Source organism: Peterkaempfera podocarpi (assembly GCF_042466665.1).
In the GTDB taxonomy this organism is placed as follows: domain Bacteria; phylum Actinomycetota; class Actinomycetes; order Streptomycetales; family Streptomycetaceae; genus Peterkaempfera; species Peterkaempfera podocarpi.
Window position 1 is genome coordinate 5,319,329 of record NZ_CP162102.1, and the last position, 15,996, is coordinate 5,335,324.

At 73.0% G+C, this 15,996-nt stretch carries 9 protein-coding genes; 4 read left to right on the forward strand and 5 right to left on the reverse strand.

Going from position 1 to position 15,996, the window contains the following annotated elements; translation table 11 throughout:
• Window positions 1-339: 339 nt before the first annotated feature.
• From AB0761_RS23455 to AB0761_RS23465, 3 genes are all read left to right on the forward strand, one after another.
• Entirely contained in the window at window positions 340-1,413 is a 1,074-nt protein-coding gene (locus AB0761_RS23455) for a patatin-like phospholipase family protein (protein ID WP_377271091.1), read from the forward strand.
• A gap of 187 nt (window positions 1,414-1,600) precedes the next feature.
• Entirely contained in the window at window positions 1,601-2,110 is a 510-nt protein-coding gene (locus AB0761_RS23460; RefSeq protein ID WP_377271092.1) for a DUF6912 family protein, read from the forward strand.
• A gap of 48 nt (window positions 2,111-2,158) precedes the next feature.
• Entirely contained in the window at window positions 2,159-2,815 is a 657-nt protein-coding gene (locus tag AB0761_RS23465; RefSeq protein WP_377271093.1) for an HAD family hydrolase, read from the forward strand.
• A gap of 136 nt (window positions 2,816-2,951) precedes the next feature.
• On the opposite strand, the gene AB0761_RS23470 is transcribed toward AB0761_RS23465, so the two are convergent.
• Window positions 2,952-3,518, reverse strand: coding sequence for a DJ-1/PfpI family protein (locus AB0761_RS23470; RefSeq protein WP_377271094.1), 567 nt, complete (start codon window positions 3,516-3,518; stop codon window positions 2,952-2,954).
• Window positions 3,519-3,830: 312 nt separating this feature from the next.
• Between AB0761_RS23470 and AB0761_RS23475 the strand changes: the two genes are divergently transcribed.
• Entirely contained in the window at window positions 3,831-8,831 is a 5,001-nt protein-coding gene (locus AB0761_RS23475) for an NAD-glutamate dehydrogenase (protein ID WP_377271095.1), read from the forward strand.
• A 72-nt stretch (window positions 8,832-8,903) separates the two neighbouring features.
• On the opposite strand, the gene AB0761_RS23480 is transcribed toward AB0761_RS23475, so the two are convergent.
• From AB0761_RS23480 to AB0761_RS23495, 4 genes are all read right to left on the reverse strand, one after another.
• Entirely contained in the window at window positions 8,904-9,815 is a 912-nt protein-coding gene (locus AB0761_RS23480; protein WP_377271096.1) for a carbohydrate ABC transporter permease, read from the reverse strand.
• The gene (locus AB0761_RS23485; protein WP_377271097.1) at window positions 9,812-11,149 is read right to left on the reverse strand and encodes a carbohydrate ABC transporter permease; all 1,338 of its coding nucleotides are present in this window, start codon (window positions 11,147-11,149) and stop codon (window positions 9,812-9,814) included. Before AB0761_RS23485 ends, AB0761_RS23480 begins: the two co-directional genes overlap by 4 nt.
• Window positions 11,150-11,162: 13 nt before the next feature.
• The gene (locus tag AB0761_RS23490; protein ID WP_377271098.1) at window positions 11,163-12,569 is read right to left on the reverse strand and encodes an ABC transporter substrate-binding protein; all 1,407 of its coding nucleotides are present in this window, start codon (window positions 12,567-12,569) and stop codon (window positions 11,163-11,165) included.
• A 328-nt stretch (window positions 12,570-12,897) separates the two neighbouring features.
• Window positions 12,898-15,885, reverse strand: coding sequence for an FHA domain-containing protein (locus tag AB0761_RS23495; protein ID WP_377271099.1), 2,988 nt, complete (start codon window positions 15,883-15,885; stop codon window positions 12,898-12,900).
• Between the last annotated feature and the right edge of the window lie 111 nt (window positions 15,886-15,996).

Sequence of the window (15,996 nt, forward strand, 5' to 3'; positions counted from 1 at the left end):
CCCCGCAACGACCGGCTCCCATGCCGGGGAGGCTCAGGGAAGTTCACCTATCCGAGTGATCGCGGGGCCGACTGCGGCCGGAGCGGCCCCGGCCGGCCAGGGCCCGCAGGGTGCCCTGCCCGGCCCGGAGGTCACTCGATGGGGGACCGGCCGGGGCCCGCGGCCGGGCCGTCCCGGGCGCGCGGCGCAGGGTCGGCCCCCGCCAGCCGGGCTCGCCACGGGCCGTGGCTCGGCTCACGGGAAGTCACTGTGCCCCGGCCCGTGGTGGCGTCGGCGGTCCGGGGCGGGGCGCGGTTACCGTCGGACGGTACGACGGGAGCGGGGAAGGGCGGCAGGCGCATGGTGACGCACGTGTCCGGCATCGGCGATCCGCAGGCCGGCCGAACCCCCGCGCCGTCAGGCGAGGACGTCAGGAAGGGACCGCGGCGCGGCCTGGTGCTCGGCGCGGGCGGGATGCTGGGCGCCGCCTGGACGGTGGGTGCGCTCTGCGCCGTCGCGGAGACGACCGGCTGGGACCCCGGCACCTCCGAGATCATTCTGGGCACCTCGGCCGGGTCCGTGCTGGGTACCCTGCTGGCGTCCGGTGTCGACCCGGGGTCGCTGCTCGACCACCAGCAGGGCCGGCCGATCGCCACCGGGCCGCTGGTCGGAGTGGACTTCGACTACGACACGGCCGTCGGCGGTGCGCTGCCACCGCGCCCCCGCCCGGGAATCGGCTCCCCGGGACTGCTGCGGGAGACCTTTCGGCACCCCCGCGACTATCCGTTCCTGACCATGGTCTCCGCCTTTGTGCCACCGGGCCGCGGTTCGGTCGCCCCGCTGGGGGACCTGGTGCGGGCACTGGTCGATGCCGAGGACGGCTGGTCGGGCCTGCCCGCGCTGCGGCTGGTGGCGGTGGACTACGAGACCGGCCGCCGGGTGGTCTTCGGCGATCCGGAGGCGCCGCCGGCCGGGGTCGCCGAGGCGGTGATGGCCTCCTGCGCGATCCCTGGCTGGTTCGCGCCGGTGCCGGTGGACGGCCACCGCTTCATCGACGGCGGCGCATGGTCGGCCACCAACGCCGATCTGCTGGCAGGCCGCGGCCTGGACGAGGTCTATGTGCTGGCGCCGATGGCCGTCCGCATCCGGCCGGTGGGCGACACCGGGCGCCGGGAGCAGCCGCCGGGGAGCCCCCGGCCGCGCGGTGTGCTGGCCCACCTGGTCAGCCGCTACCGGCGCGCGGTCACCCGGCAGATGCTCAGGGAGGCTGGAGAGCTGCGGGCGGCCGGCACCAAGGTCAGGCTGCTCGCTCCGACGCTGGAGGACCTGGCGGCGATGGGTCCCAACATGATGGACCCGGCGCGCCGCCCGGAGGTGCTGGAGACGGCACTGCGGACCTGCGGGGCGGCGCTCTCCGGCATCCGGGCCCGCTGACGCGGGTGCGGCATCGGGGTCCGGCATCCGGGCTCGCTGACGCGGCGGCCGGAATGGCGCGGACACGGCGGTGCGGTGATCAACCTCCGCCGTATCCTGGACGCGGTGCGGCCAGGGTCCGCACCCGGGCCCCGCTCCCCTCCGGTCGCACCGGGCCCGGCGAGACCCACGATCCGGAGCGGCCCCGATGCGTGTGTACGTCCCCACGACCCTCAACGGCCTGGCCGCGGCGCACGCCGCCGGCGAGCTCGGCCCGGCCCCGCTGCGTGCCTATGCGGTGACCCCGGCGCTGCGCGAGTGGTACCTCAGCGACGACATCGAGGAGCTGGAGTACGCGGCGCTGGTCCGTGCGGCCCAGTCGGCGCTGCGGCTGCTGGCCGCCGATCCGGACGCGCCCCGCCGCCGGGCGGTGGTCGCGGTCGACGTCCCCGACAAGGCCGTGCTGCTGGACACCGGCGCCGAGTACCAGGACCAGGTGTCGCTGGGCCAGGTGCGGCTGGCCGACCCGGTGGTGCTGGCCAGGGCGGCCGCGGTGCATGTGGACGCGACCGACGCCGAGGAGGATGTGGCGGCCGCGGCCGGGGCGGTGCTGGCGGCCGACGGGGGCGACGACGACGCCCGGTTCACGGTGGACGGGGCCGAGGACCATGAGCTGCTCTGGTTCGCGACCCAGGAGATCCCCACCCTGCTGCCCTGAGCCCCTCCGTGGTCGGGCTCTGTCGGTGGGGGCCGGTACCGTTCATGCGTGGGCGCACATCTTGTCTGGGACTGGAACGGGACTCTCTATCACGACATCGACGCGGTGGTGGCGGCGAGCAATGCCGCCTTCGCCGAGATCGGCCTGGCACCGCTGACGCTGCAGCGGTACCGCGAGCTGTACTGCATCCCCATCCCCCGCTTCTACGAGCGGCTGCTGGGCCGGGCGCCCACCACCGAGGAGTGGGAGCGGATGGACGCCACCTTCCAGGTGGCCTACACCGGCCACAGCGTGGGCTGCAGCCTCACCGAGGGTGCCGAGCTGCTGCTGGAGCAGTGGGCGGCGGCCGGCCGCAGCCAGTCCATCCTCTCCATGTACGGCCATGAGCACCTGGTGCCGCTGGTGCGCGGCTTCGGCATCGAGCACCGCTTCCTGCGGGTGGACGGCCGTACCGGCCCGTCCGGCGGCGGCAAGGCCGAGCACATGGTCCGGCATCTCGCCGCGCTGGGCACGTCGGTGGACCCGGCGTGCACGGTGGTGATCGGCGACGCCGCGGACGATGCGGTGGCGGCCGCGGCGGTGGGTGCCCATGCGGTGCTGTACACCGGTGGTTCGCACACCCGGGAGAATCTCGCGCAGGTCGGAGTGCCGGTCGTGGACTCGCTCACCGAGGCGGTGGCGCTGGCGGCCGATCTGGTCGGCTGACCCCGTCGGCCGGGCCCGGGACGCTGTCCTGCGCCGTCCCGGCCGGGAACGGACCCCGGGGCGCGGCGAGCCGGGTGATCGGCCCCGCACCGGGCAGTGGGCCGGTCGAGCGGTTCCCCGCGCCCCGGGGCGGGGCTCAGTGGACGGGCGCCTTGCTGCGCAGCACCTCCAGGAAGGCCCGCATCCAGCCCGGGTGGTCCGGCCAGGCCCGCCCGGAGACCAGCGTGCCGTCGACCACGGCCTCGCCGTCCTCATATGTCGCCCCGGCCGCGATGACGTCCGGCTCCAGGGCCGGGTAGGCCGCCGTACGCCGCCCGCCGAGCACCCCTGCCGCCGCGCTGATCTGAGGGCCGTGGCAGAGCTGCGCCACGGGCTTGTCGTGCTGGAAGAAGTGGGCGGTGATCCGCTTCACCTCGGGATCGTTGCGCAGGTACTCCGGCGCCCGGCCGCCGGGGATGACCAGCGCCGCGTAGTCGGCGGGATCCACCTCGGCGAAGGCCAGGTCGGCAGGCCAGGTGTAGCCGGGCTTCTCGGTGTAGGTGTCGAACCCCTCCACGAAGTCATGCACCACGAACTGCAGTTTCCTGCGGGCCGGTGCCGCGATGTGCACCTCGTAGCCCTCCTCGCGCAGCCGCTGGTACGGGTAGAGAACCTCCAGCGACTCCGCGGCGTCGCCGGTGACGATCAGAATCCTCGCTGCCATGTCGGTGGACCTACCCGATGGCGCAGATCACTACGCGGCACGCTCCGCTACCGCTCGGTAGTTGTACAAGTCGTCCACCGGGGGAGAGGCGCGGAGGGCCTTTGCTACGGACCGGCCCCTGACACTCCGCTGGCACCCGGTTAGGCTGGCCGAGGTGCTCCGGGGCGAAAGACCTGTCGTACCCAGGTGACTGGCATTTCATGCGTGGCATGCGCGACTGTCATCCGGGATCTGCGGGAGGATCGGACCGTGACCGGCCACCGGCACAGACCACCGAGTCACGCAACGGCGCGCGACAGGAGCCAGATAGCCATGCAGACCAAGCTGGACGCAGCCAAGGCCGAGGTGCTCGCGCGGGCAGCGCAGGCCGCTGAGAACAGCCAGGTGGGGGGAGCGCACGGGGAAGGTCTCGGCAACGGCGCCCTGACCGCCTACCTGCACCACTACTACCTGCACACCGCCCCCGAGGACCTGGTCGACCGGGATCCGGTCGACGTCTACGGGGCGGCCGCCTCCCACTACCGGCTGGGGCTCAAGCGGCCCCAGGGCACCGCAGAGGTACGGGTCCACACCCCCACCGTGGAGGAGAACGGGTGGTCCTGCGGCCACACCGTGGTCGAGGTCGTCACCGACGACATGCCCTTCCTGGTGGACTCGGTCACCAATGAGCTCTCCCGCCAGGACCGTGCCATCCATGTGGTGATCCACCCGCAGATGGTGGTCCGCCGCGACATCACCGGCAAGCTGCTGGAGATCCTCGACGTCGACCCCTGCACGGTCCGCCGGCCCGGAGCGGCCGACCTCCCGGCCGACGCCGTCGTCGAGTCATGGATGCACATCGAGGTCGACCGCGAGACCGACCGCGACGACCTCCGCCAGATCGAGGCCGATCTGCGCCGGGTCCTCACCGATGTCCGCGAGGTCGTCGAGGACTGGACCAAGATGCGCGACTCCGCGCTCCGGCTGGCCGACGATCTCGACGAGCAGAGCCCGGCGGGCCTGCCGGAGGAGGAGGTCGGCGAGGCGCGGGAGCTGCTGCGCTGGCTCGCCGACGACCACTTCACCTTCCTCGGCTACCGCGAGTACGACCTGGTGACGGCGGACGGCGGCGGGGCGGACGCCCCCGAGGCGCTGCGCGCCGTGCCCGGCACCGGTCTGGGCATCCTGCGTCCCGATCCGCGCGGGGGCACCCCCGACGGCCACCCCGCGAGCGAGGCCTTCGGCCGGCTGAGCGCCGCCGCCCGGGTCAAGGCCCATGAGCACACCCTGCTGGTGCTGACCAAGGCCAACAGCCGCGCCACGGTGCACCGCCCCGCGTACCTGGACTACATCGGCGTGAAGAAGTTCGACGCCGCCGGCAATGTCATCGGTGAGCGCCGCTTCCTGGGCCTCTTCTCCTCCGCCGCCTACACCGAGTCGGTCACCCGGATCCCGGTGGTCCGCCGCAAGGTGCAGGACGTGGTGAGCAGCTCCGGCTTCCCGCTGGAGAGCCACGACGGCCGCGACCTGCTGCAGATCCTGGAGACCTACCCCCGGGACGAGATCTTCCAGACCCCGGCTGAGGAGCTGCTGGCCATCGCGGGCAGCGTGCTCTACCTCCAGGAGCGCCGCAAGCTGCGGCTCTTCCTCCGCCAGGACGCCTTCGGCCGCTACTTCTCGGCCCTGGTGTACCTGCCCCGCGACCGGTACACCACCCGTATCCGGCTGCGGCTGATGGACATCCTGATGGAGGAGCTCGGAGGCCCCGCCGCGCCGGGCGGCAGCGACGGCGGCTCCACCATCGACTACACGGTGTGGTCCACGGAGTCCGTGCTCACCCGGCTGCACTTCGTGGTGCGGGTCGCCCCCGGCACCGAGCTGCGCTCCCTCAGCGACGCCGACACCGAGCGGATCGAGACCAGGCTGGCCGAAGCGGCCCGGTCCTGGATGGACGCCTTCCACGAGGTGCTCCTCGCCGAGTGCGGCGAGGAGCGGACCGCCGAGCTGTCCCGCCGCTACGCCAACGCCTTCCCGGACGGCTACCGGGCGGACTTCTCGCCCCGCACCGCGGTCGCCGACCTGCGCCAGCTGGAGTCGCTGGGTGAGCCGGGGGATTTCCGGCTCAACCTCTACCAGCCGCTCGGCGCCGCCGACGACGAGCGCCGGCTGAAGATCTACCGCGGCGGCGGTGCGGTCTCCCTCACCGAGGTGCTGCCCGTACTGCAGCGGCTCGGTGTCGAGGTCGTCGACGAGCACCCCTATGAGCTGCGCCGCTCCGACGGCTCCACGGCGTGGGTGTACGACTTCGGGCTGAAGCTGCGCACCACCTCCGGTGGGCTGGGCGACGAGGCCCGTGAGCGGTTCCAGGAGGCCTTCGCGGCCGTCTGGACCGGCCAGGCCGAGAACGACGGCTTCAACGAGCTGGTGCTGCAGGCCGGACTGACCTGGCGTCAGGCCGTGGTGCTGCGGGCCTACGCCAAGTACCTGCGCCAGGCCGGTTCCACGTTCTCCCAGGACTACATGGAGGACGCGCTCAAGAACAACACCCACGCCACCCGGCTGCTGGTCAACCTCTTCCAGGCCCGTCTCTCCCCGGCCCACACCGCGGCCGGCCTGGAGCTGACCGAGGGCATCCTGGAGGAGCTGGACGGCGCGCTGGACCAGGTCGCCTCGCTGGACGAGGACCGCATCCTGCGCTCCTTCCTCAGCCTGATCAAGGCGACCCTGCGCACCAACTTCTTCCAGCGCGCGGACACCGGCGCCCCGCACTCCTATGTCTCCATGAAGTTCGACCCGCAGGCCATCCCCGACCTGCCGGCGCCGCGCCCGGCGTATGAGATCTGGGTGTACTCGCCGCGGGTCGAGGGCGTCCATCTGCGGTTCGGCAAGGTCGCCCGCGGCGGTCTGCGCTGGTCCGACCGCCGTGAGGACTTCCGCACCGAGATCCTCGGCCTGGTCAAGGCGCAGATGGTGAAGAACACCGTCATCGTGCCGGTGGGCTCCAAGGGCGGCTTTGTCGCCAAGCAGCTGCCCGACCCGGCGGTGGACCGCGACGCCTGGCTGGCCGAGGGCATCGCCTGCTACCGGATCTTCATCTCCGGTCTGCTGGACATCACCGACAACCTGGTGGCCGGCGAGGGCGTCAAGCCGCCCAAGGACGTGGTCCGCCATGACGGTGACGACACCTACCTGGTGGTGGCCGCGGACAAGGGCACCGCGACCTTCTCCGACATCGCCAACGAGGTCGCCGACTCCTACCGCTTCTGGCTGAGCGACGCCTTCGCCTCCGGAGGCTCCGCCGGCTACGACCACAAGGGCATGGGCATCACCGCCCGCGGCGCCTGGGAGTCCGTGGAGCGGCACTTCCGCGAGCTGGGCCACGACACCCAGAGCCAGGACTTCACCGTCGTCGGCATCGGCGACATGTCCGGTGACGTCTTCGGCAACGGAATGCTGCTCTCGGAGCACATCCGCCTGGTCGCGGCCTTCGACCACCGGCACATCTTCATCGACCCGGTCCCGGACGCGGCGGCTTCGTACGCCGAGCGGCGCCGGCTGTTCGACCTGCCGCGCAGCTCCTGGGCCGACTACGACACCGCGCTGATCTCCAGCGGCGGCGGGGTGTTCCCCCGTACCGCCAAGTCGATCCCGATCACCGCGCAGATGCGGGCGGCGCTGGGCATCGCCGACGGCACCACCCGGCTCACCCCCGCCGAGCTGATGAAGGCGATCCTGCTGGCGCCCGTCGACCTGCTGTGGAACGGCGGCATCGGCACCTATGTCAAGGCCGCGGCGGAGACCAACGCCGAGGTGGGCGACAAGGCCAACGACGCCATCCGGGTGGACGGCGGCGATCTGCGGGTCAAGGTGGTCGGGGAGGGCGGCAACCTGGGCTGCACCCAGCTGGGCCGGATCGAGTTCGCCACCTCCGGCGGGCCCGACGGCGAGGGCGGCCGGATCAACACCGACGCCATCGACAACTCGGCGGGTGTGGACACCTCGGACCACGAGGTGAACATCAAGATCCTGCTCAACCGGGTGGTCAGCGACGGCGACATGACGGTCAAGCAGCGCAACTCGCTGCTTGCCGAGATGACCGACGAGGTCGGCGCGCTGGTGCTGCGCAACAACTACGCGCAGAACACCGTGCTGGCCAACGCGGTCGCCCAGGCACCCAGCATGCTCAATGTGCACGCCCGGATGATGCGCCGGCTGGAGTCGGACGGGCTGCTCAACCGGGCGCTGGAGTTTCTGCCCGGCAGCCGCCAGATCCGGGAGCGCCAGCAGGCGGGCCGCGGGCTCACCCAGCCCGAGCTGGCGGTGCTGCTCGCCTATGTCAAGATCACCCTGGCCGACGAGCTGCTGCAGACCGATCTGCCGGACGACCCCTACTTCCGCACACTGCTGCACCAGTACTTCCCCGCCGCACTGCGCGGCCGCTTCACCGAGGCGATCGACAACCACGCCCTGAGCCGCGAGATCATCACCACCCTGCTGGTCAACGAGGCCATCAACCGCGGCGGCTGCACCTTCGCCTTCCGGCTCCGTGAGGAGACCGGGGCGACCATGGACGAGATCGTCCGCTCGCACACCGCGGCGCGCGCGATCTTCGGCCTGGAGGAGATCTGGAGCGACATCGAGGCCCTGGACAACCAGGTCTCGGCGGAGGTCCAGACGAAGATGCGGCTGCACTCCCGGCGGCTGGTCGAGCGGGCCACCCGCTGGCTGCTCAACAACCGCCGGCAGCCGCTGGACATCGCCGGCACCATCGAGGTCTTCCACGAGCGCTGCAACCAGGTCTGGGCGCAGCTCCCCAAGCTGCTGCGCGGCGCGGACCTGGAGTGGTTCCAGCAGATCTACGACGAGCTGGCGGCCGCGGGCGTCCCGGACGCCCTGGCCACCCGCTGCGCCGGGCTCTCCTCGGCCTTCCCCACCCTCGACATCGTCGAGGTGGCGGACCGGGCGGGCGCGGAGGTGACGGATGTCGCCGACCTCTACTACGACCTGGCCGACCGGCTCCAGATCACCCATCTGCTGGACCGCATCATCGAGCTGCCCCGTACCGACCGCTGGCAGTCCATGGCCCGTGCGGCCATCCGCGAGGACCTCTTCGCGGCGCACGCGGCGCTCTCCGCCGACGTGCTCGCCTGCGGCGAGCCCGGGGACGGCCCCGAGCAGCGGTTCAAGGCCTGGGAGGGCCGCAACGCCACCCTGATCAACCGCGCCCGCACCACGCTCGACGACATAAGGGACTCCGACACCCAGGACCTGGCCAGCCTCTCGGTGGCCATGCGGGTGATCCGGACCCTGCTTCGCACGGGCACGATGCGCTGATCACCCGTTGTACCGGAGCCGCCCCCGCAGGAGTCCTTCCTGCGGGGGCGGCTCCGCGTTTTCCGTCCGGCGTCACTTGACGGCGCCAGCCATCACCCCGCTGACGAACTGGCGCTGGAAGGCGAAGAAGACCGCCAACGGGACGATCATGGAGATAAAGGCCCCGGAGGCCAGTACGTCGATGTTGTTGCCGAACTGGCGTACCTGCTGCTGGAGGGCGACGGTGATGGGCTGCGCGTCGGCATTGGCGAAGATCAGTGCCACCAGCATGTCGTTCCACACCCAGAGGAACTGGAAGATGCCCAGTGAGGCGATCGCGGGGCCGCCGAGCGGCATCACCACGGTGAAGAACAGCCGCAGTTCCCCCGCGCCGTCCAGGCGGGCGGCCTCCAGCAGCTCGCGTGGGATCTCGGCGAAGAAGTTGCGGAGCAGGAAGACCGCGAACGGCAGTCCGAAGGCGACATGGAAGAGCACCACGCCGGTGATGGAGCCGAAGATCCCCAACTGGCCGAAGAGCCTGGCCACCGGGATGAGGGCGACCTGGACCGGGACCACCAGCAGGCCGATGACCGCCAGGAAGAGCCAGTCGCGGCCGGGGAACTCCATCCACGCGAAGGCATAGCCCGCCAGCGAGGCGATCAGCACCACCAGCACCGTGGTCGGCACCGTGATCAGCACGGTGTTCAGCAGGGAGCTGGTGATGGTGTCGTTGGAGAGCAGATTGCTGTAGTTGTGCAGGGTCAGCTGGGCCGGCTTGGTGAAGACCTGCCACCATCCCGACTGCTGGATGTCGATGGGGCCGCGCAGCGACGAGGCCAGCAGCCCGATGGTGGGCAGCAGCCAGAAGAGTCCGACCAGCAGCAGCACCAGCCGGGTGGCGCCGCCCGCGAGGCGGGCGGCGGCCCTGGAGGGCAGTGCGGGGCCGCGACGGGTGGCCGGGACCGAGGCGGGCAGTACCGCGTCCGCGTCCTGAAGGGTCGTCATCGGCGGTTCTCCCTTCGGAAGCGGCGGATGTTGAAGAGCATCGCGGGGAGCACCAGCAGCAGCAGGATGATGCCGATGGCGCTGCCCATGCCCTGGTTGCCGCCGCCGCCGAAGGAGGAGAGGTAGAGCTGCAGGGCGAGGACGTTGGCGTCCTGCTGGGTGGAGCCAGGCGCGATGATGTACACCAGGTCGAAGACCTTGAGGACGTTGATGACCAGGGTCACCAGCACCACGATCAGCACCGGGGCCAGCAGCGGCACGGTGATCTTGCGGAAGACCTGCCACTCCCCGGCGCCGTCGACGCGGGCGGCCTCCTGCAGTTCACGGGGGACGGCGGTGAGCCCGGCGGCGATCAGCACCATTGCGAAGCCGGCCCACATCCAGATGTAGGCGCCGATGATGGCGGGGGTGACCAGGGTGGGTCCCAGCCAGTCCACGCCGCCGTACTGGGCGGTGAAGTTGGCGGCGGGCAGCCGCAGCCGAGCCCCGGCGGCCGAGGCGGGCAGGGCGAAGGTGCCGTCCTTGCCGGTGGTGGCGCGGGCCACGACCCGGCCGTCCTTGACGGCCTCCACCCGGACCCCCGAGAGCGCCTTCTCCCCCGGGTCGACCTGGCCGGTCCTGCCGCCTCCGCCGGGCTTGAAGTCCAGCCAGACGGTTCCGGTGACCCCGCCGTCGGACGAAGGCGCGGCCGCCTTGGCGAGGGCCTGGGAGGCCACCTGGGCGGGGGGCAGTCCGACCAGGGGGAGGACGGTGGGGGTGCCGGGGGCTGCGGCCGCGGTGGTGGTGAAGGAGCCGCCGCCGGACGCTCTGAGGTCGCCGTTGACCCGGGGCCGGGCACCGGGGTAGGCGGAGGCCGAGGCGAAGGTGTCATGGACGCCGACGACCACCGCGTTGGCCACGCCCTTGCTGGGGTCGTGGTCGTAGACCAGGCGGAAGATGATGCCGGCGGCCAGCATGGAGATGGCCATCGGCATGAAGATCACCAGCTTGAAGGCGGTGCCCCAGCGGATCCGCTCGGTGAGGACCGCGAAGACCAGGCCGAGTGCGGTGGTGACGGTGGGTGCCACCACCACCCAGATGGCGTTGTTCCGCAGCGCGGTCAGGGTGGCGTCGGTGGTGAAGAGGTCGCCGTAGTTGCCGAGGCCGACGAAGTGCTTGAAGTCGTCGATCCCGTAGAGGCTGCGGACCAGCGACCACAGGATGGGGTAGAGGAGCAGCGCGCCCAGCAGGACCAGGGCGGGCAGCAGGAAGAGCACGGCGACCCAGGGGCGGGTGCCGAGCACCCGCCCCTTCCGGGGGCGCACGGTCAGGGCGGGAGCTGCCGGTGCGGCCATCGAGCAGCGCCCGTCAGTTTCCGTACGCCTTGGCGGCGTCGGCCTCGAGCTTCTTCTGTGCGCCTGCCACGTCCTTGGGGCTGCCGAGGAAGTCCTGGAGGTCCTTCCACTCGCCCGAGCCCTTGGTGCCGCCGAAGGCCGCCGGGGCCTGGTCGGACATGTCGAAGCGGAAGTCGTCGCCCGCGTCCATCAGCGACTTGGCGATGCCGCGTGCGATGTCATTGGGGTAGACCGACAGGTCCAGCGACTTGTTGGGGGAGACGAAGCCGCCCTGCGAGGCGGCCACGGCGGCGGCCTCGGGGGAGGCCAGGTACTGCAGCAGGGCCTGGGCGGCCGGGCTGTCCTTCATCACTGTGGCGACGTCGCCGCCGCTGACCACCGGGGGCTTGCCGTTGTCCACGGCCGGGAACGGGAAGAACTTGGCGTCCTCGCCCACCTTGGCCTTGGTCTCACTGGCGATGTTCACCGCCACAAAGTCGCCCTCGTAGACCATGCCGGCCTTGGGGGGCTCGGCGAAGGTCTGGTCCACCGAGGCGGGGAACTCGGTCTGCAGCGCCCCCTTGGCCTGGCCGGCGATCAGGTCGTTCTTGCCGAAGAGCTGCGCCAGGGTGGTGAGCGTCTTGCCGACCGAGGCGTCGGTCCACTTGATCTGGTGCTTGGCCAGCTTGTCGTACATGTCGGGGCCGGCCTGGGAGAGATAGACGTTCTCGAACCAGTCGGTGAGCGTCCAGCCGTCGGCGCCGCCGATGGAGACCGCCGGGGTGCCGGAGTCGGAGATGGTCTGCGCGGTGGTGAGGAAGTCGGCCCAGGTCTTGGGCTCGCTCACGCCGGCGTCCTGGAAGACCTTGGTGTTGTACCAGACGGTGGACTTGTTGGCGGCCTTGAAGTAGACGCCGTACTGCTTGCCGCCGTACGCGCCCAGGTCCTTCCAGCCCTTGCCGTAGTTGGCGCTGAGCGCGGCGTCCACGTCGGCGGAGAGCGGCTTGACCCAGCCGGCCTTGGCGAACTGCTGCAACACGCCGACCTGGGGGAGGAAGGCCACGTCCGGTGGGGCGCCGCCCTGGACCTTGGAACCGAGGAAGGCCGACACATTGTCACCGGTGGGGACGAACTTGGTGCCGGCGCCGGTGCGCTTGGTGAAGTCGGCCAGGACCTTCTGGAAGTTCTTCTGCTCCGCGCCGGTCCAGATCGCGGCCACCGTCAGGCTCTTGCCGTGCAGATCGGGCAGCTGGAGCGAGTCGGCCGAACTCGCCTCGGCCGTCGGGCTGGAGGCACCGCTGCTGGGGGTGCTGGAGCTGTCCCCGCCCCCACCCCCACCGCTGCTGCTGCAGCCCGCTGCCGTCAGTGCCAGAGCAGTTGCCGCGGTGAGCACCAGCGCGGCGCGTGCACGGCCTCTGGAGGCGGCGGTGGATGTACGCATCGATCGGTCCATGACAGATTCCTCCCGTGGCCCGGGCCGCAACCGCACGCCGCCGGGCCGGGAGGCGTCGGCACTGACGCACGGGCGCGGCGCAGGTCGTCGCGTCCCCGCACAGTCCACGCCGGGGCCACAGGCGTCGCAAGACCGCACGGTGCGGCCTGTCGCCTGCTGTGACCGGACTGTGACGCCGGTCGGCGGGACTGTGCGCAGCCGACCTACCCCGCCCGCCCGGGATCATGCCGCCGGGGCGGGTGAGGCCGGCGAGGGAATGGTGAATGCCCCTGCTGTGAAGGAGAAGTGACGGTACGTCGTCCAGGCGGGGGCGGGATCACACCAGCGGCGTCGCCGTCGGGGCGTCCAGGGCGGCGGCGGCCCGCTGCAGCGCACTGGCCAGCAGCGCCAGGTCGGTGGGCCCGTTGCCCAGCTCGCGGACCGGGCGGCGGCTCGGCGGTGCGCCGGTCTGGGGCCAGTCCAGCGCCACCACCGACGGCCGGACCGTCGCCGTACGCGGGATACGGCCGCTCACCCGGGCCGCCTGAAAGGCCGCCACCCCGCCGTCGGGCAGCCGCAGATAACCCCGGCCGGGGGTGTCCTCGGCGACCGTGGCGGCGTCCTCGACATGGACCAGCAGCCTGGAGCGTGCCGGGTCGTCGGTCCGCAGGGCGATCCGCAGCAGCGCCGCCTCGTCGACCTCGGTGCCGGTGGTCCGCTCCGGCCGGCCCGTGGAGACCGCCAGATGCACACCGAGGCGCCCGCCGCGCACCGCCACCTCGGCCAGCGCCCGGCCGAGGGCGGCACGGGCACGGGCGGCCGGATCGGCGGCTGCCGCACGGGTCGGCCCGTCGCCGCCCACCAGGGCGTCGAAGTCGTCCACCACCACCAGCATCCTGCCCGGTGCAGGGGGCGGCGGGGCCATGGCCGGAGCGGCGCCGGCGCCGGTGGACGCCGCCCGCCCGACCGGGGCGGCCGATGCGGCGACCGCCCGGACGGGCCCGGCCGTGGCTCGTGCGCGCTCCCGGTCGGGGTCGTCGTCGGGGGCGGTCCGCGGCGGCACCAGCCGTACGGCGCCGGCCGGCCCGGCCGGCTCGCCGCGCCGCAGCATCCGCTCCGCGAACCAGGCCGCGAAGTCCCGTCCCTGGAGCATCTCCTCGCGCCGTGTCAGCTCGGCCAGCAGGGCGTCCGCCGCCTCCTGGGTCCTCGCAGGGTCGATGTCGGCGCCCAGATAGGTGGCGACATGCGGCAGATCGGTGCAGGCGTAGAGCCCCAGCGCGGGGTCGGCGGGCTCGCGCCCCTCCACGACCACGACGGAGAGCCGGTCCGGACGCTCCGCGACGGCCAGTGAGGCGACCAGGGTGCGCAGCAGCTCGGTCTTGCCGGAGCCGGCGTCGCCGCCCACCAGCAGATGCGGCCCGCCGGGCAGACCGGGGGCGGTCAGCTCGCGGTCGGCCAGATCCAGGGTGCAGCGGCCTTCTCGGGTGGTGCCGAGCACCGCCGCGGCCGTACCGGCGGTGGAGGGCAGCTCGGTCCAGCGGCCGGAGATCTTGGCGGGGGTGACCATGTCGAGGTCCAGCAGGTCCAGCAGCCGCAGTGCGGTGGGCAGCGGGCCCCTGGTGGCGGGGGCGGACTCCCGGAGCGGGGCCAGACTGCGGGCCAGACGCTCCGCCCACGGGGCGGAGACCGCGTCCAGCGCCACTGCGTCCAGGACCTCACGGGCCGACCCGGCGGGGCCGTCCAGCAGCCGCTCCACCCGCAGCAGGGTGGCGACCTCGCCGTCGATCTCGGCCGTGGCGCCCAGGCCGGCCGGCAGTGCGCCGCGGCTCTCGGCCAGAGCGAGGACATGCACCCCGGCCGCGGCCCCCCGGGCCAGCAGCCGCGCCAGACCGCGGCGGGCGGCCTCCGAGCCGGGGTCGCCGTCGACCAGCAGTACCGAGACGGGGCCGCCGGGACGGGCGTGGCCCTCCAGCCTGGCGGTCAGCTCGTCGATCCGCGCCTCGGCCTGGGCGGCGTCCAGACCCACCAGCAGCCGGCACTCCTGGCCCTGCGACGGGCGCAGATGCGGCAGCCAGAACGCCCAGGACCACTCCTCGGCGCGGGCCTCGGCGGTCCGCGCCGGATCTGCGCTGACCAGCACGATCTCCAGCGCGGAAGGGGAGTGCAGGGTGACCAGCTGGGCCGCCGTGGCCCGGGCCAGGCCGCTGAGCCTGGGCCGGGGGCCCGCCAGGCCCAGGCTGCCGGCGGTGCGCAGGTCCACGCCGACCGGTACGGAGGGCAGCAGCCCGGACCGGCCGGGAGCCGCCCGGTCCGCGGTGCCCAGCCGCAGGGTGAGGGCATCGGGGTGGCCCGGGCCGCGCGCCCACAGCAGGGGGCCGCGGTCGAGGACGGTCAGCAGCAGGGCGGCCGGGTCGGGCAGCTGCTCGCGCAGCGCGGCGGCCTCCTCCGTACGGGCCCGGGCCTGCTCCCGGGCGGCGGCGCGGTCGGCCGGGCCGGGTGCCTCGGCCGCGGTACGGCCTGCGCGGCGCAGGGTGTCGCCGATCCGCAGCGACCGCAGCCCGCGGGCGCGGCTGGTACCGGTGACGGCCGCGCCCGGGGCGGCGGCGGGGGCCGCCGGCGGTGTGCCGGGCGGGGCCGGGGGCCGGGGCGGCAGCGGTGGGGAGAGCTGCAGACGGCCCTGCCCGTCGGGGTCCGCCGGGCGCGGCGGCGCCGCTGCCTGCGCCGTGCCGGGTGCCAGCACCAGGGAGGTCTCGCCGAGCCGCAGCAGGCCACCGAGCGGCAGTGCCACCGGCTCGGCGCCGATCGGGACGCCGTCCAGCGAGGTGCCGTTGGTCGAGCCCGGGTCGGCGGCGGCCACCCGGCCGTCGGCCGAGACGAGCAGCTCCAGGTGGTGGCGGGAGACATCCGGGTCGTCCAGCGGCACATCGGCGTCCGCCGAGCGGCCCACCCGCACCCGGCCGGGGTGCAGCAGATGCACTCCGCCGGCGTCGGGGCCGCCGACCACCCTCAGCTGGGCGGCCGCCCGGCCGCCCGTGCGGTCGTGGTCGACGCGTTCGTGGTGGGGTGCGGGCTCGTTGAGGGAGAGCACGGCGCCGTCGACCAGCGGGGGGTGGCCCAGCGGGGTGCGCTCGTCGAGCCGCTGTGCGCCCGCGTACAGGTGCACATGGGTCGCGGCGCGGCCACCGCGCACCCCGACCGCGCCGGCCAGTGCCCCGGCGACCGCGCCGAGTGCGGTGCCCGCCGGCGCGGTGACGAGCACATCGGCGGCGTGCGCGTCCGCGGACGGACCGCTGCGCGGCCGGAGGACGGTCAGCCGGATCTGCATGGCGCCCGGGGTCCCTTCTGGTCGTGCGGACTGCACGGTCCGCACGGTGCAGGCCATCGTCACCGCCCGGTCGGCATGCCCAACGGGCAATTCCCACACGGGTGGTGGCGG

Coding starts and splice junctions, on each gene's coding strand:
- AB0761_RS23485 (WP_377271097.1), bottom strand. CDS start 11,149: ATGGCCGCACCGGCAGCTCCCGCCCTGACCGTGCGCCCCCGGAAGGGG.
- AB0761_RS23470 (WP_377271094.1), bottom strand. CDS start 3,518: ATGGCAGCGAGGATTCTGATCGTCACCGGCGACGCCGCGGAGTCGCTG.
- AB0761_RS23475 (WP_377271095.1), top strand. CDS start 3,831: ATGCAGACCAAGCTGGACGCAGCCAAGGCCGAGGTGCTCGCGCGGGCA.
- AB0761_RS23490 (WP_377271098.1), bottom strand. CDS start 12,569: ATGCGTACATCCACCGCCGCCTCCAGAGGCCGTGCACGCGCCGCGCTG.
- AB0761_RS23495 (WP_377271099.1), bottom strand. CDS start 15,885: ATGCAGATCCGGCTGACCGTCCTCCGGCCGCGCAGCGGTCCGTCCGCG.
- AB0761_RS23455 (WP_377271091.1), top strand. CDS start 340: ATGGTGACGCACGTGTCCGGCATCGGCGATCCGCAGGCCGGCCGAACC.
- AB0761_RS23480 (WP_377271096.1), bottom strand. CDS start 9,815: ATGACGACCCTTCAGGACGCGGACGCGGTACTGCCCGCCTCGGTCCCG.
- AB0761_RS23460 (WP_377271092.1), top strand. CDS start 1,601: ATGCGTGTGTACGTCCCCACGACCCTCAACGGCCTGGCCGCGGCGCAC.